Here is a 19,109-nt window from a genome sequence, read left to right on the forward strand (position 1 = left end):
ATGAAAGAAACGTCAATTCGTGTTGCAGATTATATGACTGAGCACCACCAACCCATTCACTGTGGCACACCATTAAACGAAGTAGTAGAACGATTGATCCATGACCACCTCACAGGTCTTCCGGTGGTCGATGAGCATAAACGAGTGATTGGCTTTGTGTCAGAACAAGACTGTGTCAAACAAGCTTTAGAGGATTCCTATTACTGCAACCAAAATGCCAGAGTCAATGAAGTTATGCGCAAAGACGTACTCACCGTGTCGCCTAATGATGATATTATCGACGTGGCACAGCGAATTATTAATCACCAACCCAAAATCTACCCAGTTGTAGAAAATGAAAAACTGGTGGGCATTATTACCCGGTCAGATATTTTGCGGGCATTAACCAAACATTCAACCCAGTGTTATTAACAAAAGATCCTCCCCTCGGTAAGTATGCATAAAAAATATTTCTGAGGGGACCTTCATTCTTAATTAAACTGACAAACCTTTATCAGCACTATTCGTTTTACCATGCTTTTTTGAGTAAAGGACTCTTCTACTAATTGTGTTATAAGTTGTATTAGGGTTAGCTCTTACATTTTCATTCATCATATTTAATGCTGCTTTGCATTTCCCCAACCCACTCAAGGCTGTCATTTTTGCTTGTTGAGCTTCTTGATTGTCACTTTCAATATTCAATACATTATTACTGATCTTCAGTGCTTTTTCATATTATTTAGAATATTGCTTTTTAGGATCAGCGCATCAATATGATTTCGATTCAACCTTATCGCTTTGCTCAATAGGGCTAACACTTAAGCTGCAAACTACCAAGGAATATTTCCAATCTCCCGTCTAATATAAGTAGAAGCTCGAAAGCACATAAAGCTATTAAAAGTTAATTTAGTATTACATTTTTGTGTTTACGAATAACCAAATTGGGATCTTTTCAAACAGCAAACCAAGGAAAAGTAGTCACAAAGCGTCTAACAAATATATGAATCAATCTGAAGAGCAAGCATTACTGCTACAAGCAACAGAGGGAGATGTACAAGCGTTTTCTGTTTTATTGGAGAAGTATTATACGATGATCTATAAAATGGCATTTAGGTGGCTAGGCAACCAACAAGATTCTGAGGATGTCGCGCAAGAAGTTTGTATAAAACTTGGTCGGTCAATTCACGGATTTCAAATCAATAGTAAGTTTTCCACTTGGGTTTATAAAATTGTTTTGAATACGGTAAGAGATTTTCAACGCAAACAACGTAATCATGACAATATTGAGGAAATACCAGCAGTAACTAATAGTAATACTTTGGAACAACAGGTGCAGAACACACAGTTATGGCAGTTAGTACATCAATTACCAGTTAAACAACGCGATGCTGTTCTATTGGTTTATGCAGAAGGTTTATCCCATAGTGAAGTAGCTGATGTTTTTGAATGTAAAGAAAGCACCGTATCCTGGTACATACACGAAGCTAAAAAACAATTGAAAACATTGATTCAACATGATTGAAGAAAACGAATTAAGTCAGTTGAGGCATATAGAACCTCCCCCACCGTCTAATGAGGCTAAGCAACAAGCTATTAATGCAGCTTGTGAAGTATTTACCGCAGCCAAAAACAGTCACGTAGAAAAAGAACAAAGAAATTTCCAAGGATTTGAGCGTGTGAAACGTATTATCCATGTTTTTAATCAAAAGCTATGGAGTTTCATAATGAAAAAACAAATCATTGGAGGCACAGTACTGACTAGTGTATTAGCAGTAGCGGTAACGACTTTCCTATGGCAGCAAAATGAACAGACTATGCCTGTAGATAGTCTTGCGTCCACATCACCGGAACAAACAAAACCTGACAGTAGCGGTGAACTTATGGTCGCTGGCAGAGAAGTGCGTCAAGTGCAGGGGGTTGCGCCACACGTTTCTGAACCCATTGCTCAAGCAACTACACCATCTGTTGTACAACCCACTGTAGAAGCAAAAGTGTATAAGCCAGCTGATATGCCAATGGCTATTATGCCGAATAGTTCTCCTCAAGCGCCATTACCCAGCTTCGCTTCTGAACAAGCACGAGTTGATGACTCAGGGGGACATTATGAAACCTATAGTGGAAGAGATCAATTTGAAAAATTCACTTCAAACCCAGTCAAAAAAGTGTCTGAAGAGCCCGTTTCCACCTTTTCAATTGATGTCGATACAGCGTCTTATGCATTTACACGCAGCGCTTTAAATAAAGGCAGGTTACCGCAGAAAAATGCTGTACGTGTTGAAGAATTAATTAACTACTTTGACTATGCCTACCCCTCGCCTAAAGCATTAAAAGAGCCTTTTAAGCCAACAGTAGCGGTTTACCCTACTCCTTGGAACCAGCACACCAAACTACTCCATATTGGTATTAAAGGCCATGAAATTACTCCAACAGAAAAACCACACTCTAATCTGGTATTTTTACTTGATGTGTCTGGGTCAATGAATCATCCAGATAAATTACCGCTTCTAAAAAACGCTTTCAGCCTACTGGTTGAAAACTTAAGTCCAGAAGATACCGTCGCCATCGTGACCTATGCAGGCCGAGCCGGCACAGTACTTGAGCCCACTCAAGCAAAACAAAAAGCAAAAATATTAGCTGCCCTCGATCAATTACAATCAGGCGGTTCGACCGCAGGTGCCCAAGGTATCAAGCAAGCCTATGCACTGGCTGAGCAAAATTTTAAAAAAGAGGGCGTTAACCGGGTTATTTTGGCAACTGATGGAGATTTCAATATAGGTATCACCAACCGCGAAGAGCTTAAAAGTTATATTGAACGTAAACGGAAAAGTGGTATTTTTCTTTCAGTGCTAGGCTTTGGTCAAGGTAATTATAATGATGCGTTAATGCAAACATTGGCGCAAAACGGTAATGGCAATGCCGCCTATATTGATACGTTAAATGAAGCCAGAAAAGTATTAGTCGACGAAGCTAGCTCCACCTTATACCCCATAGCAAAAGATGTAAAAATACAAATTGAATTTAACCCGAATAGGGTTTCAGAGTATCGACTCATTGGCTATGAAACTCGCCTATTAAATCGAGAAGACTTTAATAATGACAAGGTAGATGCTGGTGATATTGGCTCAGGCCATACTGTAACTGCCATTTATGAAATAACCCCTACTGACTCAAAGGGAGCACTCATTGATACTTTACGGTATCAACAAGAAGCTAAGCAAGAAACATCAGAAACAGAATACGCATTTCTTAAATTACGCTATAAACTGCCTGACTCAGATACCAGCCAACTCATTGAAATACCTATTAATAAAGAACTGGAAACAACTAGCATTACAGAAACCTCTACAGATATCCGCTTTGCTGCCAGTGTCGCTGCATTTGGACAATTATTACGCGGCGGCCAATACCTGGGTAACTTCTCCTACAATGACGTGATCGCATTGGCTGTAAATGCTCGTGGAGATGATGAATTTGGCTATCGAACTGAGTTTCTTAATTTAGTTCGACTGGCTAAATCTGCAAGAGCGATGTGACATATTATATAGCCAAGTAAATGATAAATAACCAGGCAGTATTGATAGATACTGCTTGGTGTACTTAAGGATATCATTTACTCTTAACGGCCAACTTAACAATAATTAAGGGCACCTCTAATCATACCCTCAGTTGAAAATTAGCTTCCAACTGTTTTGCTGTATAAATATCATATTTCCCATTAGAAAAGTAAAACGTTGTATTCGGTTTATTCACCTTAAATAAATACCAACCATTGAAGCGATTATCAGCGGGGTGTGCTCTGTATTCTGATGAATACCTTGCCTGACACTGAGCATTAACTTTCAAGTACTCTATCTCAGAAGCACTAAAATGCCTGAGATATTTTAAACCAGGTAAAGCACTTGCTCCCCAAAACCCGGTAATTTCAACTTGACTACCCTGTTCATCCTCTAGCCACTCCCAATGAGAACCATCTGAATTAGCACAAAATACACTTGTAGTATCTGCAAACACACAGGGTATATATACAATGAATACGGCTGCAGCTATTAACCAATTTTTATATGTTATCATACTCGCTATCTCTTATAATTTGAGGCTTGTTAGAACAGAAAATAGGTTGTGTCGCCAGAATCTTAAAGCCTAATGAAATATTCAGGCAAGCGCCAAGTATATATATTATCTGGCACAAATAAATAGAACAAATTAGATACCATCTTAATTAGAATTTATAAAATTTTGACACTCATAATTTATCACTCTTATCGAGCAAACAAATATCCGGCCATTAACTTGGTAAAAAATATAATAGTAATTTGGTGCGCTACATCTAAGGTATTAGGCTATAAAAACATTTTAAATGTTTAATCTAATCTCTTTTGAATTAAATCCATACATGGCACTCATCGCATCATACATAAACTTATTTCGATCTTACTGTTTTAAGGATGTAAAGCCATAGGGATTTTAGCGCGGTTATATTCGAAGAGATTAGGGACGATATGGTAAGGGTTTGGGACAAGCTGAAAGGGAGTGCTTGCATTTAAAGTAACCATCCAAGCCTCCTTGGTATTTTAGTTTAAATGCCTTTTAGAAAAGGCAGGTGTCAACTACCCTACCAAAACGGCGGGTGCTATTTCCATAGAGTGGTATTATATTTACTCCTCTATCCACCATAACAAACATGCTGGCAAAGCAGGATTGTGCACAAAAAAAACGCATTTGAGGGGCGGGAACCGCTTAATGTTTTGCGAGTGATGGATGGGTTGTCGATGTTCAGTAGTGCGGATAAGCCCGCTGATTTAACAGGGGCTTATCCGATAAATTTACCATCAAACTGTATGAACAATAATTTGGTTAAAAGTATGATGGTAATTCAGTGTACTACAGTAGAGTACTAGCTAATAGGAAAATTTTGTTTAATAGAGTTTTTCTATTACTCATACCCTAGCGGAAACCAAATCCCACGGACAGTCACATTACCCATATTAGGTAAAACGTGTCCAGTATCTAAAGTAGATACATCTACATCCTCTTCTACCGATTTAGGTGGAGGCACTATATCCTTGAATACTTTGCTTTTAAGGAGTTCCAGAGCATCATCATAATTATATGCAGTAACTCCACACCCCATTAATAAACCAGGAGGAGAACCATCATCTAGTTTAAAATCAAAACGAAACCAAAATCGATGTAATTTCATAGTATTAGCTACCTGGATTAAATACTGGTTTAGCGCCTAGTTCAAAACGGATGCCAGGGCCTTGAAAGGGGTTATGAGATCCAGGGACAATTTGTAGAAGGCTTGACTTAAACTTCACCAATATATAAGTAATGATCATCGGGATCATTTTTATTTACTAAATGATTAAAGATATATTCTTTTCCTCCTCGTGAAAAAATAAATAAAAACTGATCACTAGGAGAAATTGCTACTTGTTTGCCAATGAAACTATTAAATATAGCTTTCCAATTCCAAAAAACCTGATCCCCTGATGGAAACTCAAAAGAAATGTTACTTTGAAGGTTTAAGTCACTTATAGTTGGCTTCGTAAGTAAAACATCCCACTCAACTGAATTTATACCAGCAAAAACTTTTAAATAGTTACCATTATTAAATTCCAAAATTAGATTTAGTCCATCAAATTGGTAGTTAACAACAACCTTACCATTTATAAGACTAGCTTTATTTTTATCAATACTCTCTCTATCAGAAGCAGCAGTTGCTTCTGATAGAGAGTTATATTCATTTGCACGGATTTTTTGCGTTACTTGTATTACTTTTTTCATGCTAACCATAGTTTTTTATAAATTATTAATTCCTCTACTACCAATACTTATCATTTTGTGATGAACGATGTCCTCCAGTCCATTTTCCAGTCTTGGGATTCTTAAATGCAGTTTGAATCTCTCCATCAGAGTCTACACCAGACCACTTTTCTGTAAAGCCTTGCTCTCTCAGGCCAGGGTCTTTTGTTTTCCCTTCATACTCCACTTCATCTAATGGATTTACACTACCAACAGCAGCATCTAATGAATCATACTCCTCCTGAACAGTACCATCCTCATCATACATTGGTGGAGTAGTCACAGGAGTCAGTGGTATTCCATTAGGATACAGTTCCGCGCTCCTATCTCCAATAGGATCAGACCACGCTAAACATATAACCCCTAGAGTAAGAGGGTTCCTCAATAATGGAATTATTTTTGCGTAGCCCCAAGGCTTAATTCTACTACCACCACCTTCACTCCACCAAGTTGAATCCGCTGTGGCAGACTCCAGGCCAAATCGATCTATATAATTTAAAGGGTTACTTTCTACATAAGCATAAGTATTCAACCCACCAGCTAACCCAATCGGATCACTCTGAATATACCGCCCTAAGTTAGGGTCATAATCCCTAAAGTAGTTGTAGTGCAAACCTGACTCAACATCATAAACTTGCCCAGGAAAGCGCAGTGCAATAACCACCTTCTGGCCATCACCATCCACATCTTCATTCGCTAAGCCAACTCCAAACGCATCTGATTGCCATTGCCAAACAGCCTGGCCTGCTTTATTGGTAGCAACCTTCGGAGTGTTAAGATGATCACTGTGGATATACGCAACTTGCTGTTTAGTGCTTTGGCCTTTGTCGTTTAGCCATTGCTCTAACATGGTTATCGGTTGAGTACCTAACCACGCATAGTTACGGGTGTAGAATGGCTTGTTGCTAGCGTTGTAATAAGCTTCTTCTAACAGTTGCCCATTTTGGTCGTAGCTGTAAATAACGGTTTGGCTACCAAGCTCTTTAACAAGCCGCTCGCCAATCGCGTTATAACGGTATTTGGCTTGGGTAGTACCACCTTTAATAACCGCTTTTAAACGCCCTTTGCCATCATATTTAAAGCTAAGTCCTTGCCCATTGCGCGTCATATTACCCATACCATCATAGGTAAAAGGCCCTTCATCACGACGGACTACTTGGTTACTGTTGCTAGCATAAATTAATTGTTGGGTTTCAGTTTTACCGGCTTTTTCGGTTGTACGCTTGGTGCGGTTGCCTACAGGGTCATATTCATAGGTTTTACGACCGTAGTTGGCTTGGGCTTGCTCTTCGATTAAGCGGTCTAACGCATCATAATCATATGAGCTGTTGTTTTGCTGGGCTAATAAGTTATCAATACCGGTAATGTTTCCGTTAGGGTCATACTGGTAATTCAGCTCTTGAATCCCTTGTACCGTTTGCTGAATTAACTGTAAGTCCTGATCATATTGGCGGTTTAAAGTTTTACCATTACCCCACGTCAGTTGTTGTACAGGGCCAAACGGCACATAGCCAATAGTGTTGGCTAAATTAATGACCTGATCACTCCCCTTAAATTGACCTGTGACTTGGTTAACCTGACCATTGCTGTTGCGCTGGTAGCTGATGGTTAAACCAGAGGGGTATTGAATACGAGTCAACTGGTTAGCCAAGTTGTAGCCATAGGCCACACCAAAAAATTGATCCTTATCATTCAAGCTAACCGAGCGCATGGTTTTGGTGACATTGCCACGGTCATCGTAATGGTAAGCAATTAAGCCTGACTGATCCTGAATGCCAGTTAAGCGGCCAATGCCCTTGCTGCCATCGCTGGTGTCATCATAAAGATAAGTGACATTTAATGTGGGTGTAGATGGATAAATACGCAGGGTTAGCCGGTTCAATGCATCATAGCGATAACGAGTAATACGGCCTCGGCCATCGGTTTTTTCCGTTAAATTACCCGCCGCATCATGTAAATAATGTGTTGTACCACCGCTTGGGCTAACTTCCTTAACTAGTTGGCCTAAACCATTATAAACATAGGTCGTAGTTACCCCTCGCGGATCAGTGACTTGGGTTAAATTATCTTGCGAATCATATTTAAATTGCGTGCTTTGGTTTAAAGCATCAGTGCTAGTGACTAACCGATTTAACGCATCATATGCATTACCGCTTTTATAATTACGGGGGTTAGTAGCACCTGTTGTATTACTGTTTTTATCGTATTCAAACCGGCTGGTTTGACCATTAGCGCCCACGGTTTTTAATAGTCGGCTCATTTCATCATAAGCCTGGCTAAACTGACTCACTACTGCACCGGTCGAAGATTTAACGACCTGCTTGGTAATATTCCCCGCATTATCGTGCTGATACTCAATGCGTTCGCCTAAGCCATTTTGAATAGCCGTTAAACGTTTCGCTCCATCATATTCATAATGCAATTCACTACCATTGGGTAAATAAACCGCCGTCACTTGGCCAATGGCATCGTATTCAAAGCGCGTAGTGACATCACCAGATGCACTTTTAATAGTGGATTGAGTTAATTGACCTAGCTGATCATACGACAGGTTAGTCACCGTACCATTCGCATCGGTAATTTGTTGGGGATTACCAAAGGCATTGTGGTTGGATAATTGTGTGGAATGCCCCAGTGCATTAACAACTTCGGTTAACTGCCCTTTGTCGTTGTAGCTAAATTGGGTAATGTCTTGAACATCGGTACGCGGGCCATCAATTTGGGTGACATTGCCTTGGTTGTCGTATTGGTAACTGGTGGTACTGCTTGCACCTGATAGTGCTAACGGGGAAATAAATAACGATAATGCCCCGGCTAATAAAGTCTGTTTAAACTGCATAATATTACTACTCAAAATTCAATAAAAATCTGTAATGAGGCAGCTAATACTGCCTATTAAAAATTATTTGGGTTTTAATGATCGCCTGACTTTATTGGGCTTTAGTCACCATGCAGGTCCATCCCGTAGTATTTCTCACCATTCTTGATGCTTTATACTCAGGCTTTTCACTTAAACTGTTACAGTTATTGGTAAACTCGACAGACTCCTGGTGACCCGTGCGAAGCAGAATAAAACTATGGAAATACTCTATTTCTAGTTTTTCAGGATTTTCTTTAGCAACTAAATTAGCAGATAAAGCATTGATGATGATATGCAACTTAGCGCCGTCATAATTAATATTATGGCTGCCATCAAACCCTTCAGGGCTAACAGCAAAGTCTAAAATATCATTTTTATTAATGACTACCTGTAGTTTTCTGGTGCTACTCGCATCGCCTGTTGGAGAAATAAGCTTTTGATCGTATAGTTTACCATTAATATAAAACTTTCCGGTAAAACCATTACCTTGTGTATTTGAGTGTCTTTGTATTAGCCAACTTACTTCAACTGTACCATTATATGGGCTTACCCAACGTTTAACAGGCCAATGTTCAATTACCTGGTTTGAGCCAGAGTGAGGGCCACTTGGGTGAACAATTTCTTTTCCAACTTCCAACCATGGAGAAGTACCATTTGCTAAATCCCATTTTTCTTCTGTCCAATATTTGGTACTTAGTGAAGTAAATTCAGAAGTTTGATAGTTTTTATCTTCGTCTTGCGCATAGTCAAAATAACCATAATGCCAGTGTTGGGAACCCTGTTGCCCCTCTGATGGCCAATCCTTTAAAGAATCAGCCAATAAATGAGTTAGCTCTTCTTCTTTTTTATTAGGATTTCTACCCAATACTAGTTCTTGCGCATTGGTAAAACCATCATTATCTGTGTCAATTTTAGAGTTATTTGCTGAGGTAGCTTCATCATCAGTTACTCTATCACCATCAGTATTGGTTGCTGATGTTTCTCCCTGTTGACTTGATATTCCACCATAGTTACCCATCCCATTAGAAGTACTTGCACTTGCTGAGCCAGTTTCTGTAACTGATTGTAATTGCCCAGCTTCTGTGTATTGATAAGTAGTGAGTTTATCTGGTTCAGTAACCTGTATGGGTAAAGAGAATTGATTGTGCCACTGAGTTGTTATTGTGCGAACTTGTGGCGTACCTGCCGCTTCTGTTTTTTCAGTCACTAAACCACGGTCATTATATTGGTAAGTGGTTTTTACCCCTTGCCAGTCAGTTTTAGATTTTAGTAAGCCATTATCAAAATATTCGTAGTCTTTATTGGCTGCTAAGCAATTAGCAGAGGCATGGCCTTCAACGGATTTCACTTTACGGAAACCATTTATTTCCTCAAAACGATACGTGGTTTTCTTACCGAGAGGATTGGTAACTGTCGTTGAATTTTCATCAGGGTAGCTAAACGTAACTTTATCTACCTCACCCGCGTGTTTACTAACTGTAGCACGGCCCTTTTCATCATATTGCCAAGTAGCATAGCGTTGGTTGTTAGCATTGGTAATGCCCGTTAATAAGGTAGGGTACTGTTCATTCTCATAATGGTAGGTTTCCTTATATTTAGCATTAAAATCAGTACCAATTAGTCGGCCTTGCTCATCGTATTGATAGTTACGTACTAAACTACCGCTTTCAATACGGGTAATTTTCTGATCATCAGTTAAATGATAATTAACTAATAAATTGCCTTGACTAATAACTATCTTCTTATCCTCATAAGCCAATTCGATTGCCTGCTGTGAGGGAGACTCAACTTTAATTAAACGACCTTGATTATTGTATGTCTCTGTAGCATTTGAAGGTGTTAATAACTGATATTGCCCTCGGTCATCGAATGCTTTAACTTGGTAACCACTGGCATCATCATCCTGCCATACACCATCTTTTTGATATAAAATGACTTCCTGGCCATTGTCACGGGTTAGCTGGACAATAGACTGCTCAAAGTATTGAATAGTGTCTAATTTACGTTGAAAATTAAAGCGCCACGTCCCGTTAGTACCTGACTGAAAATACAGGCGATTAATAGTAATGCTTGGTAAGCTTAAATCACTAAACCATTGAACTTTACTACCAGTAGCAATATTAACTGGGTTTCCTTTTAGTATCTCACAGCTTTGTGGTTGTGCATTTTTATTAATACATGCACCAGCTTTAGCACTGAATATTTTCGGGAAAGGGCAACTATCTCCTTCCAAGTAATATTGAGTTGATTGATTAATATGCCATTGGTAATTAGAATAGAAATCAAAGTAACAATTACCTAATGTAATACTGCTACTTTGGTAAGTTATTTTCTCTTCTTTTCGTCTATATTTATCCTTAGGTAAATGTGGTAAGCGAACATGCTCTTTTTCTATTGTTTCAAGATACCAATTTTCCTGAGCATCACAAGCTGCATTTAGAGAAGACCACTCCCCCTGATATGTTCCATTAACTTTCCACATATATTCTTGGGCATATGATGATAACGATATAGATAACAATACAGATAAAGCTGATAGCCGTGAAACAGAAATCATTCAATCACCTTGATTACAACAAAAATAGGGGCTATAAAAAAGCTGCACAAGTTTTACTCAAATCGAGATCAATATCAAATTTAATTCGCGTTTATCAAACTTAATGATAAGCAAGCCAAACCACGATTAGCGCAAGTTATTTTTGCTCGATAAATACGTATAAAAAATTAGCAGTAAAATTGACTAAATTTATTTTTCTTTAGTGCATTATCACGTACCCTGATCATTCAAAATATCAATATTAGTGAGAACAGCTATTCGCACTGCCAATAGTTTCATTTCATTGCCCCCTATTTCAGTTTCTTGCACTTTATGAAAAGCCTTACCTACTCCCATAGTCTTTATACTGCAGAGGCTAGCGCCTCATTACTGCACCATTTTCAATTGCACAAAACACTTATGACGCAAAACCCGTAGGGGGGAGGATGAGTGCTTTTTTCTGCTCCTCTGGATTCCAGGTCAGATTTTTTTGTCGCAATGACAGCGGATGAGGAACAAGTTCGAGACATCACTAATGTAGGAGTAAAAAGCGGACTAACGCATCGTCATAGGATTAGGTAGTATTGAGCTTAAAGGTATTTAAATGTGTGGTTCAAAACTTATTAAATACTTATGCTTCTGTCTTGTTTATAAATATTGATTTCTTACCTTTAAAATACTCAATGTTGAATACAATTCGATTACTTTCGTAAGCAGCATTTTGTATCCAGCCTTCAGCACTCTCCTTGTTAGTTTCAATATAGTCAGGTAGCAAAATATACCCACCTGGATATTTTTCAATTAAATCATATAAGTCGTTCCAGGCCTCTACCCATACCATTTCTTTCTCAGTATTGCTAAGCGACATTATTTTCCTGACATTATCCCTTTTTCAAGATAACTTTAGTATTTAACACCGTACTCCAGTCTGAAGCATCCAAAATTCTCAACTGGATTTAGCATAATGCGCTAATAACCATAGTCACCAAATATCTGGTTTATTTACTTATTAGGTAAAATACCCCTTCTCATAATTACATATTAAATCATATTGCTCTTGAGTATCTGGTATACCAACACCTCGAGCAGCTGAGACCATATCAATAGCTGTTTGGGCATCATATTTATCTTTAATCAAAATACAGCTAGCCAAAGTACCGGTTCTACCTATACCTACCCGGCAATGAATCGCTAAATTATGACCATCACAGATATCTTTATATAAGGATTCCACTAATTCTGTAAATGGAGCCAGCTTTGGTAGCCCTCTATCTTGAATGGGAAAGTTTAGGTATTCAATGCCATGTTTTTGCAGCTCTTGCTCTTCCTTTTCCAATCCAAGCTCAAACGCTTCATGAACTTCTAACAACGACACAACCTTGGTAATGCCAAGCCCGAACAAATAATTGATGTCATCGCTCAGCCACATTGATGATGGCTTTGGCATGACAAATATAGCCCCCTTGCCTATTGCCGTTACTTCAAATACTTGTGGAATCATAAATTCTGTCCTCACCAGCCCGAATACGTCATCAGATATCAAAGGTTCTGGGCATCCTGGCTAAACAGTTTGCTTTATTTTCTGACAAGCCTTGGGGGTTCCAAGATTCGAAGAAAATGGAGCAAAATGTAACGCCAGAAAGTTCAGAAATTTGATAAACAGGCTTGGGTACAAATTACACCATATCGGGATAAGGGTTCTCTAAATCCAGGGAAACTTCGTGCTCAAACCCTGGCAGGCGGATTGCTTGGGGTTCAAACTGAATATTTTCACCTTCAATCACCCCTTCACCAAACTGGTAAATAGGTTGTTGTTGATTAGCAATACAACGTTGGTCGTATGCTTCAACATTGGCTTGCACTTGCTCATTAGATTTTAAATAATGCTGATAGACTGATTTACCGTGCTTTTTCTGTAGCATTTGCTGAGTGATGTGTGGTGCGATAATAAATGCTGTTGCATTATTTCCGCCAAACCCTTTCGCATTCAGCAATGCAATATCCAGTGCAGTTTTATCCACGGTTTGATGCTGGGTATTTATTTTTAAATGGGTTTGATATACATCAGCTGCTGGCTTATCAATCGTGGTAATACCTGGCAATACACCATACTGCCAAACACCCAAGGTGCTTGCTAACTGGTCCCCAGCGGCTGCGCCAATAGAGTGCCCAACAAAAGCTTTTACAGCAGTAATTGGCCAATCAGTAAGACCAAAGACTTCAGCGGCTTTATCCAAAATATGCGACTCTGTTACTCGGTTCTGCGGGGTACCGGTGCCATGGGCCTGAACAAAACTTCTTAACCGCAGCGCTTCTTCACCTAACACCGCACGGGCAGAGGCCATGGCTTTAGCCATGGTTAAATAATTACCCACGCCAGGGCCAGAAATAGATTTTTTAAAGCCATCAGCATTAACAAAGACATCACCTACAGCACCCAGTACATTGGCCCCTAGCTCTAACGCCAACTCATCATCGAATAGCACGACAAATTGAGCTGATTCAGCAAGGGTAAAACCACAGTTTTCACCAAATGGGCGACAGGCACGCTGATAATTCAGAGGCTGATCTGCTGCCAGTTGATCTAATGCCCGCAACTCGTTGTCTGTTGCCAAAGCACCCATTGTGCCATAGCCATCAAATACTTCAGGTAATAAAGGGGCCTCCGCATTACCGACAATGGCGACTCGACAGCGACCACTACGAATGTCGTCGATACCATTTTTCAGGTTATATAAGAAAGTGGCACAAGCACCCATGCTGGTACCGGTATTACCGACACTCCCCAGCAAGTAAGCATTGATAAAATCCGCTGGCATTTCCGCCATGCCTAAAGGACATTGCTTAGATGTTACCCGCTTGCCCAACAACTGGGCTTTTAACATGCCCCCATTGCCGTTGTAATCGAGCTGACTCATCCCACTACCAGCATATACAGCAACTTGATCAGGCTTCACCTGTTGCATAACCTGTTGCCAATCAACACCCATTGAGCCTAATGCATCAGAAGCCCCATAGACCGTTAACTGTAAGCCCCGCGGATGGTTACGAGATTGATAAAGCTGATCAGGCTGAAACCCACTGGGTAATTGCCCAGCTGCACGGACAGCCGCTTGCCGGCTAGCAGGCAATAACCAGGCTTGGTTATCCGTAAACGTGACTTTTACATGGCGTGCGTCAAACTCTTCTAGCTGCCAGTGGGAGGGTATATCGACAGGTAGCTTACGTTTTGCCAATACGACACTAGCCCCTGCTTGAAATTGCTCAGCTTGATGATACGGCAGTTGTTCTGTATCAAAATAACCAGACTCTATTTGGCGGATTAAGGTGTGCTGCTTGATGTAGTCCTGCTGATCAGCCCCATAATTAATCCCCATCAGCTGGGCCAGGCTTCGCCAGGTACTATCAGCCTCTGCTTGAGCAAGCTGATCAATCACTAAACGTTTGTAACCATGATGTAACGAGGTACGGCCAGCGGAGTTAATACCACCCATACCAACAATAACAGGAAGTCTAGACAAACCATTACTCCTTAAAGTTGATTTACCTATAACGGCGTTTCGGAGGCTAATAAAAAGAACAAGGAATACTTGAGAATTAACTTGAAAAAGCTCATGCTAATTTTCAAGTGTTCCTAAGCCAATGGTTTTGGAACGAGTCGTACGCTCTAAAGGCATCCAGGTGAACCAGATGCACCACTAACAACACTCTCTACAGTGTAATTTCGTTCTGACTAACAAGACTGGACATTTTCGCCAAATATTAGGACTATTCAGTCATTACCCACTGACGAAAAATCTGTAATGTGATGAACACGCGAATTACTCTGATTGCCATTGAGCATATGCTAGGCACCAGCCTAACCTTGCCAATGGAAATGTTGAATGCGGCCAATGCAACTTTTCAGGCTTATCATAAAACCCGCCACCACCCCTTGGAAATCATTGTGGGTAGTTGGGATGGCCAACCAGTCGCTATTACGGGTGGGTTAAGTATTACTCCCCACTGTTCACTGAAAGATATTGAAACAACCGATTTAATTATCATCCCTGGCTTATGGCGCAACCCACATACAACTATCCACAATCACCAACCATTGATTAAGTGGCTGCAACAGCAGTATCAACGACAAGCCACGATCTGTGCAGCTGGTACAGGGGTAGCCTTAATAGCAGAGGCAGGTTTACTAGATAATCAGCCAGCCACCACTCACTGGTATTATTTTGATGCATTCAGTCGCCGCTATCCCAAAATTGAGTTATGTCGCCACCACTTAATCACCCATAGTGAGCGCATTTATTGCGCAGGCAGTGTCAACTCTATTGCCGATTTAACTGTGCACTTAATCAGCAAGCTATTAGGTGAAAAAATTGCTACTCGGGTAGAACAGCAATTTTCTCGGGAAATACGCCGTCCTTATGAAACCTCTTTCTATTCATTTGAAGATACGCGAAACCATCAGGATGAAGCAATCATTGAAGCCCAACAGTGGATTTCCTCCAACCACAGCCAACCGATTGACTGGCAACAGTTGGCAGAACAGTTACAAATGAGTTTGCGAACGTTTAACCGTCGCTTTAAAGCAGCCACCCATCAAACACCCTCTAGTTATTTGCAAAAAATCAGAATTCAAGCAGCCAAGGAGTTACTGAACCATACCAACCTGACCATTGCAGAAATTTCCGATGCAGTAGGGTTTAATGACGAAAGTTATTTTGCCCGTACTTTTAAAAAACATACCTTGGCAAGCCCAAGTGATTACCGGCACCAGGTACGAGGGAAATTATTTTCGCTTGCTTAGGGTGTCGTACAAGACATATTTAGCTCCCTCTGGGAGAGGGCTGTGGTGAGGATGTCTTTACAAAACTTCAGCTTTTGGAGTGTATATTATTCGTCGCCGCTTGAGATTGATTATTATCAGTTTCAGCTTGTTCACAGCAATCAACCGTTCCTGGCACAGGATCATAGCCACCCGGATGCCAAGGATGACAACGCAATAACCGTCTGACAGCTAACCAACAACCTTTAATTGCACCGTATTGTTCTATAGCCTCAAGAGCATAGCTAGAGCAGCTGGGATAAAACCGACAGTTTCTGCCTAATAGCGGGCTAATTGCGAGCTGGTAGGCTCTGATAAGTAACATGAACAGCTTTTTCATGGGTAGATTGTATCGCCAACCTCGTACTAAAACCAGTTATACAAAAGGTCACCTCTAATAATCATTCGAGCAGATTATATAGCCAAAGCGAGTGGCTTTTAGGGAGCTGGCTTACTACTGTGAAGCTAGCGATAGCAGCACTAATTGAAATATAAAACGCTAGCTGGGCCGTCGAGCGATGAGGCCCATGAGTTTATGATTTAATAAATGATTGGGGTGAAGGCAGTTAAATGCTCCTGCTTAAACGGCATTCCCACCATCCTTGGTGGTCAGCGATGACAACAAACCCTAAAAGTCATTCGAGAAGGCTATAACAAAATGTACTTTAGTATAACGGCCACCCCTCTATATACTTCCATATAACTTCACTTTAATATTTTTTAATTATAAAACAGGACTTGCAGCAAAACCGAAAAATAAAGGAAATGATTACACCCTTCAAGGAAGAAAAAATGCTAAAAAAAAGCCTAATAATAGAAATATCGAAAAACGACTCTGCATTGGACGATTATTTGCAAATTGTTAGTATGGATGCAGCCTGTGTTGCTAAGCGCTATTGGAAAAACCCAGACCTTCATAGTTATAATGGTAATAAAATACACCCCATTACCCTGCTCAGCCATGCCAATAATCAAAACTTTATTACCGACTACAACAGCGGTGGTTATAAAGCTTATCAGCCAGGTAACGAAATTGCTAAACACATTGTTGCCTTAGGGCTCATTCCAACTCGCTTTAAGTTTTGTTTACTGGCAGGTTGCAAAGGGGCTGAAAGCAAAGATCAGGCAGGTCTATACATACAAATAGGAGATACATTCGCAATTCCAGTAGTAGCCTCTACCACTCCAGTCAAACTCGCCACCACCAACACCCAAATAACCTTAACCCCCCAAGATCAAGGGCAATGGAAAGTTTACTTTCCAGCAGAGTCATCAATTTACGACCTTGAAAACGAACGCTGTAAGGAAATTCATGAATATTTAATGGGGTATGTGTTTCAGTGTTTAACCGAAAAGTCGTAGTTTTATATAAGGTTTACTTTAGGGGTATCATGAGAAACTGATACTCCATTACTTTCTATTTATTCATTTTTTTCATTCTCAATCATACTGTAGCAAAGCTCTATACACTCATCACAGATATTACCTTTTTCACCACAGATAATTTTTAATACTTCCAAATTGCCTTTACCACAAAGTGAACAAAAAAGAGTACTTTCAGCTTCTTCATTTTCAGGTTCAGTATGATCGGTTATCTGGGTTGTTTCCGCTGAATCAGTTTTGGCTAGCTTAATCCTTACTTCATCACCAACCTCTAAATATTCATAAGCCCAGTGTAGGTATTTTTTTGGCTCATACGAGGTAGGTAAAAAAGCAGTCATTACCATGCCAATACCTTCATCGCCGACTAATTTGAAGACAGCTGTTTCTAGCTGATCACCAAATGCCACATCAGCTTCGGAATAAAGCTTATCAGTTATATAAACCTCAAATCTAACCATACTTACATTTTTGGCTAATCGACCTCATAATTGTTGTTGCTGCGCCCTTTCCACATAACTTTTATAAGCCGGAATTGAAATCGCCGCTAATATTCCAATAATAATAGGGAAAGCAAGTGCAATCACTATAACCTTGCGAGAATTTGGTGGTGGCTGGTTGCCATATTTATTTGAGCCTTGAGTACCTGGAATAAAATATAAAGCAAGATATACAATCGGAATAACTATAAACAAAATTGAAAACCAACCCGATATGTTAATATCATGGCAACGCTGGATAGTATAAATAACATAAAAGTAAAGCAAAGCAACATAGAAAATAATAGTTAAGCCACCACCAATAAATGTTCCAATACCTCCAATAGCAGTGAACAACACGTTAGCTATTGCTGTTAGCCCCACAAATAACAAGCCTACCGTAATGCCCCATGCAAGTAACCGAACTCGCCCAATTCTGCCTTTTGCATTTAGTACGTTCAGTTCACCATAAATCTCGTCTTGTCCTTCTTTATTTAAGTCACTACCAGGGCTTTGGTAGATATTGTCTTGCACCATAACAAAGTTCTCTTTTATTCAAATAAAGGCAATATAAACTTGAGTATTGTCTATGATTATTCATTCGTCGAGTATCACTCCGTTTCACTACTAGAAAAACCGAATCAAACCTTGTGATACTCTTTGAATTACGTTGAGCTAGCGTTTTTTAGTCATCCAAAGCCGTTAACGTTACTTGCCCTGTCTGTTTATTTACCAATAGCCAGCCATGGGCCATAAAGCCATCTAGAATATTCAGCTTTAAGTAGAATAAGTAGTACTGCTCTGGTGAAAAACTTTCCAGGCCAGCTTCACTATGATTTGGATATAGTGCAATAGTCGACTTACTCAAAAAAGTGCACAACAGTAAGTCTAACTCTCGAGGCGTAACAGCTACCCCTAAACTGTCTTCATATAATACCTTTAAGTAGGATAAAAAATTATCAACGTCGTATCCTTGCTCAGGTAATGGGGTGAAAACATAATTCATAACTCGGTGCAATGCACCTGAATAATTGAGTTGACCGGCCAAGTTGTTGTGAAGCGACTTAAGTGGCTCTGGAGTTTTATCTACCAGCCCACAGGTAATTTCTTCATGTAAATCTGCTGCCCAACTTAATTGACAACTAAGACTAATAACCACTAATGATTTAAATAACCCTTTTATTTTCATCGGATCTCCTTACGTCAGTATATCCTTTATATTCCCCTGTTTTTTAGCTTCTTCTAACAACT

Annotated in this window: 19 protein-coding genes; 6 read left to right on the forward strand and 13 right to left on the reverse strand. The window is 39.9% G+C overall.

Annotated features, from left to right (window positions below; genetic code table 11):
* Positions 1 to 411, forward strand: a complete 411-nt coding sequence (locus ORQ98_RS03450; protein WP_274687389.1) for a CBS domain-containing protein — start codon at positions 1 to 3, stop codon at positions 409 to 411.
* A 63-nt stretch (positions 412 to 474) separates the two neighbouring features.
* Here ORQ98_RS03450 and ORQ98_RS03455 read toward each other — a convergent pair whose 3' ends face one another.
* Positions 475 to 681 (reverse strand): hypothetical protein, encoded by a 207-nt coding sequence (locus ORQ98_RS03455; RefSeq protein ID WP_274687390.1) that lies wholly within the window; start codon positions 679 to 681, stop codon positions 475 to 477.
* Between the two features lie 298 nt (positions 682 to 979).
* Here ORQ98_RS03455 and ORQ98_RS03460 point away from each other — a divergent pair, with 298 nt between their 5' ends.
* Positions 980 to 1,501 (forward strand): RNA polymerase sigma factor, encoded by a 522-nt coding sequence (locus ORQ98_RS03460; protein ID WP_274687391.1) that lies wholly within the window; start codon positions 980 to 982, stop codon positions 1,499 to 1,501.
* Positions 1,494 to 3,512: a vWA domain-containing protein gene (locus tag ORQ98_RS03465; protein ID WP_274687392.1), complete on the forward strand. Its 2,019-nt coding sequence runs from the start codon at positions 1,494 to 1,496 to the stop codon at positions 3,510 to 3,512. The genes ORQ98_RS03460 and ORQ98_RS03465 overlap by 8 nt, the downstream gene beginning before the upstream one ends.
* 121 nt (positions 3,513 to 3,633) lie before the next feature.
* Here ORQ98_RS03465 and ORQ98_RS03470 read toward each other — a convergent pair whose 3' ends face one another.
* Complete coding sequence (locus tag ORQ98_RS03470; RefSeq protein ID WP_274687393.1) at positions 3,634 to 4,050, reverse strand: hypothetical protein; 417 nt, start codon at positions 4,048 to 4,050, stop codon at positions 3,634 to 3,636.
* A 629-nt stretch (positions 4,051 to 4,679) separates the two neighbouring features.
* On the opposite strand from ORQ98_RS03470, the gene ORQ98_RS03475 reads away from it, so the two are divergent.
* Positions 4,680 to 4,877, forward strand: a complete 198-nt coding sequence (locus ORQ98_RS03475) for a hypothetical protein (protein WP_274687394.1) — start codon at positions 4,680 to 4,682, stop codon at positions 4,875 to 4,877.
* A 35-nt stretch (positions 4,878 to 4,912) separates the two neighbouring features.
* On the opposite strand, the gene ORQ98_RS03480 is transcribed toward ORQ98_RS03475, so the two are convergent.
* The 7 genes from ORQ98_RS03480 to ORQ98_RS03510 form a co-directional block, all read right to left on the reverse strand.
* Positions 4,913 to 5,179, reverse strand: a complete 267-nt coding sequence (locus ORQ98_RS03480; RefSeq protein ID WP_274687395.1) for a hypothetical protein — start codon at positions 5,177 to 5,179, stop codon at positions 4,913 to 4,915.
* Between the two features lie 107 nt (positions 5,180 to 5,286).
* Positions 5,287 to 5,766 carry a hypothetical protein gene (locus ORQ98_RS03485; protein ID WP_274687396.1) on the reverse strand — a complete coding sequence of 160 codons (480 nt, stop codon included), beginning with the start codon at positions 5,764 to 5,766 and terminating at the stop codon, positions 5,287 to 5,289.
* 37 nt (positions 5,767 to 5,803) lie between these two features.
* Positions 5,804 to 8,623 carry an RHS repeat domain-containing protein gene (locus ORQ98_RS03490; protein ID WP_274687397.1) on the reverse strand — a complete coding sequence of 940 codons (2,820 nt, stop codon included), beginning with the start codon at positions 8,621 to 8,623 and terminating at the stop codon, positions 5,804 to 5,806.
* Between the two features lie 91 nt (positions 8,624 to 8,714).
* Positions 8,715 to 11,201 carry a hypothetical protein gene (locus tag ORQ98_RS03495; RefSeq protein ID WP_274687398.1) on the reverse strand — a complete coding sequence of 829 codons (2,487 nt, stop codon included), beginning with the start codon at positions 11,199 to 11,201 and terminating at the stop codon, positions 8,715 to 8,717.
* A gap of 610 nt (positions 11,202 to 11,811) precedes the next feature.
* On the reverse strand, positions 11,812 to 12,048 hold the full coding sequence (locus tag ORQ98_RS03500; protein WP_274687399.1) for a hypothetical protein: 237 nt from the start codon (positions 12,046 to 12,048) through the stop codon (positions 11,812 to 11,814).
* Between the two features lie 141 nt (positions 12,049 to 12,189).
* Complete coding sequence (locus ORQ98_RS03505) at positions 12,190 to 12,681, reverse strand: protein-tyrosine phosphatase family protein (protein ID WP_274687400.1); 492 nt, start codon at positions 12,679 to 12,681, stop codon at positions 12,190 to 12,192.
* Between the two features lie 175 nt (positions 12,682 to 12,856).
* On the reverse strand, positions 12,857 to 14,701 hold the full coding sequence (locus tag ORQ98_RS03510) for a beta-ketoacyl synthase (RefSeq protein WP_274687401.1): 1,845 nt from the start codon (positions 14,699 to 14,701) through the stop codon (positions 12,857 to 12,859).
* Between the two features lie 287 nt (positions 14,702 to 14,988).
* On the opposite strand from ORQ98_RS03510, the gene ORQ98_RS03515 reads away from it, so the two are divergent.
* Entirely contained in the window at positions 14,989 to 15,981 is a 993-nt protein-coding gene (locus tag ORQ98_RS03515; RefSeq protein WP_274687402.1) for a GlxA family transcriptional regulator, read from the forward strand.
* A gap of 67 nt (positions 15,982 to 16,048) precedes the next feature.
* On the opposite strand, the gene yidD is transcribed toward ORQ98_RS03515, so the two are convergent.
* Positions 16,049 to 16,339, reverse strand: a complete 291-nt coding sequence (yidD, locus tag ORQ98_RS03520) for a membrane protein insertion efficiency factor YidD (RefSeq protein ID WP_274687403.1) — start codon at positions 16,337 to 16,339, stop codon at positions 16,049 to 16,051.
* Between the two features lie 452 nt (positions 16,340 to 16,791).
* Here yidD and ORQ98_RS03525 point away from each other — a divergent pair, with 452 nt between their 5' ends.
* The gene (locus tag ORQ98_RS03525; RefSeq protein ID WP_274687404.1) at positions 16,792 to 17,361 is read left to right on the forward strand and encodes a hypothetical protein; all 570 of its coding nucleotides are present in this window, start codon (positions 16,792 to 16,794) and stop codon (positions 17,359 to 17,361) included.
* A gap of 59 nt (positions 17,362 to 17,420) precedes the next feature.
* On the opposite strand, the gene ORQ98_RS03530 is transcribed toward ORQ98_RS03525, so the two are convergent.
* From ORQ98_RS03530 to ORQ98_RS03540, 3 genes are all read right to left on the reverse strand, one after another.
* Complete coding sequence (locus ORQ98_RS03530) at positions 17,421 to 17,840, reverse strand: ClpX C4-type zinc finger protein (protein ID WP_274687405.1); 420 nt, start codon at positions 17,838 to 17,840, stop codon at positions 17,421 to 17,423.
* A 24-nt stretch (positions 17,841 to 17,864) separates the two neighbouring features.
* Positions 17,865 to 18,395 (reverse strand): DUF805 domain-containing protein, encoded by a 531-nt coding sequence (locus ORQ98_RS03535; protein ID WP_274687406.1) that lies wholly within the window; start codon positions 18,393 to 18,395, stop codon positions 17,865 to 17,867.
* A 148-nt stretch (positions 18,396 to 18,543) separates the two neighbouring features.
* Entirely contained in the window at positions 18,544 to 19,047 is a 504-nt protein-coding gene (locus ORQ98_RS03540; RefSeq protein WP_274687407.1) for a hypothetical protein, read from the reverse strand.
* Between the last annotated feature and the right edge of the window lie 62 nt (positions 19,048 to 19,109).

The organism is Spartinivicinus poritis, from assembly GCF_028858535.1.
GTDB lineage: Bacteria > Pseudomonadota > Gammaproteobacteria > Pseudomonadales > Zooshikellaceae > Spartinivicinus > Spartinivicinus poritis.

Coding starts and splice junctions, on each gene's coding strand:
- ORQ98_RS03525 (WP_274687404.1), top strand. CDS start 16,792: ATGCTAAAAAAAAGCCTAATAATAGAAATATCGAAAAACGACTCTGCA.
- ORQ98_RS03465 (WP_274687392.1), top strand. CDS start 1,494: ATGATTGAAGAAAACGAATTAAGTCAGTTGAGGCATATAGAACCTCCC.
- ORQ98_RS03470 (WP_274687393.1), bottom strand. CDS start 4,050: ATGATAACATATAAAAATTGGTTAATAGCTGCAGCCGTATTCATTGTA.
- ORQ98_RS03505 (WP_274687400.1), bottom strand. CDS start 12,681: ATGATTCCACAAGTATTTGAAGTAACGGCAATAGGCAAGGGGGCTATA.
- ORQ98_RS03535 (WP_274687406.1), bottom strand. CDS start 18,395: ATGGTGCAAGACAATATCTACCAAAGCCCTGGTAGTGACTTAAATAAA.
- yidD (WP_274687403.1), bottom strand. CDS start 16,339: ATGAAAAAGCTGTTCATGTTACTTATCAGAGCCTACCAGCTCGCAATT.
- ORQ98_RS03500 (WP_274687399.1), bottom strand. CDS start 12,048: ATGTCGCTTAGCAATACTGAGAAAGAAATGGTATGGGTAGAGGCCTGG.
- ORQ98_RS03480 (WP_274687395.1), bottom strand. CDS start 5,179: ATGAAATTACATCGATTTTGGTTTCGTTTTGATTTTAAACTAGATGAT.
- ORQ98_RS03540 (WP_274687407.1), bottom strand. CDS start 19,047: ATGAAAATAAAAGGGTTATTTAAATCATTAGTGGTTATTAGTCTTAGT.
- ORQ98_RS03530 (WP_274687405.1), bottom strand. CDS start 17,840: ATGGTTAGATTTGAGGTTTATATAACTGATAAGCTTTATTCCGAAGCT.
- ORQ98_RS03450 (WP_274687389.1), top strand. CDS start 1: ATGAAAGAAACGTCAATTCGTGTTGCAGATTATATGACTGAGCACCAC.
- ORQ98_RS03485 (WP_274687396.1), bottom strand. CDS start 5,766: ATGAAAAAAGTAATACAAGTAACGCAAAAAATCCGTGCAAATGAATAT.
- ORQ98_RS03460 (WP_274687391.1), top strand. CDS start 980: ATGAATCAATCTGAAGAGCAAGCATTACTGCTACAAGCAACAGAGGGA.
- ORQ98_RS03490 (WP_274687397.1), bottom strand. CDS start 8,623: ATGCAGTTTAAACAGACTTTATTAGCCGGGGCATTATCGTTATTTATT.
- ORQ98_RS03495 (WP_274687398.1), bottom strand. CDS start 11,201: ATGATTTCTGTTTCACGGCTATCAGCTTTATCTGTATTGTTATCTATA.
- ORQ98_RS03515 (WP_274687402.1), top strand. CDS start 14,989: ATGAACACGCGAATTACTCTGATTGCCATTGAGCATATGCTAGGCACC.